This is a genomic window from Mycobacterium tilburgii (assembly GCF_902168065.1).
GTDB lineage: Bacteria > Actinomycetota > Actinomycetes > Mycobacteriales > Mycobacteriaceae > Mycobacterium > Mycobacterium tilburgii.
The window spans coordinates 1-1,451 of sequence record NZ_LR655776.1; the positions used below are offsets into that span (position 1 = coordinate 1).

Below are 1,451 nucleotides of genomic sequence, written 5' to 3' on the forward strand. Positions count from 1 at the left end.
GCCACAATATCCACACCGAGTACGCGTCGCTGCGTAGCAGGATCGGGATGGTCCCGCAGGATGACGTGGTGCACCGCCAGCTGACCGTCAACCAGGCGCTGGGCTACGCCGCCGAGCTGCGGCTACCACCGGACACCAGCAAGGCCGACCGCGACCAGGTCGTCGCCCAGGTGCTCGAGGAACTCGAGCTCACCAAGCATGCCGACACCCGCGTCGACAAGCTCTCCGGCGGACAGCGCAAACGCGCCTCAGTGGCCCTGGAACTGCTCACCGGCCCGTCGCTGCTGATCCTCGACGAACCCACCACCGGGCTGGACCCAGCGCTGGACCGGCAGGTGATGATGATGCTGCGCCAATTGGCCGACGCCGGCCGCGTGGTGCTGATCGTCACCCACTCCGTGTCCTACCTCGACGTGTGCGACCAGCTGCTGCTGGTGGCCCCGGGCGGCAAGACGGCCTACTGCGGCCCGCCGGACCGGATCGGCGCGGCGATGGGCACCACCAACTGGGCCGACATTTTCGCCAACGTGGGTGCCGACCCCGACGAGGCGAACCGCCGCTTCCTGGCCGAAAATCGTCAGCCGGCCGCGGCCCCGGCCGAGCACAGTCCGGCCGCCGACTTAGGTGAACCGGTCCACGCCGACGTGCGCCGCCAGTTCTGGACGATCGCGCGCCGCCAAATACGTCTGGTGATCTCCGATCGCGGCTACACGGTGTTCCTGGCGTTGTTGCCGTTCCTGATCGGCGTGTTGACCCTGACGGTCCGCGGCAAGTGCGGGTACGGCATGTCGGACCCGTTGGGCAACAATCCGGCCCAGCCGGACCAGATCCTGGTGATGCTCAACGTGGGCGCCGTGTTCATGGGTACGGCGCTGACGATCCGCGACCTGATCGGCGAGCGACCCATCTTCCGCCGAGAACAGGCGGTCGGCCTGTCCACGACGGCGTATATGGGCGCCAAGACGGCGGTGTTCTGCACGTTCGCCATCGTTCAGGCGGCCATCGCCACGGCCATTTCCGTAATCGGTTGGGGCACACCGATTTCTAAAGCAGTGATCCTGGGAAACGTCAACGTCGAGTTGTTCGTCACCGTGGCCGCGACGTGTGTGGGCGCGGCCCTGCTCGGCATGGCGCTGTCGGCGCTGGCCCAGTCGCAAGACCAGATCATGCCGATGCTGGTGGTGTCGATCATGTCCCAGCTGGTGTTCTCCGGCGGCATGATCTGGGTGACCGACCGCATCCTGCTCGACCAGCTGTCCTGGGCTACACCCGCGCGGTGGGGCTTTGCTGCGTCGGCGTCAACGATCGATACCCACCGGCTGATACCGGGCCCGACCGACCCGAAGGACCAGCACTGGAATCACACCAAGAGTGCATGGCTGCTCGACATGGGAATGCTGGGAGTTCTGTGCGTAATCTATAGCGCGATCGTTTGGTGGAAGATCCGGCTG

The 1,451-nt window shown here is 66.1% G+C and carries 1 protein-coding gene; it reads left to right on the forward strand.

Translation table 11 applies throughout. The features are described from left to right. Nucleotides 1-1,451 (forward strand): ABC transporter permease (locus tag FQ389_RS17535; RefSeq protein WP_144209921.1); only part of this gene is annotated, 1,451 nt, incomplete at both ends.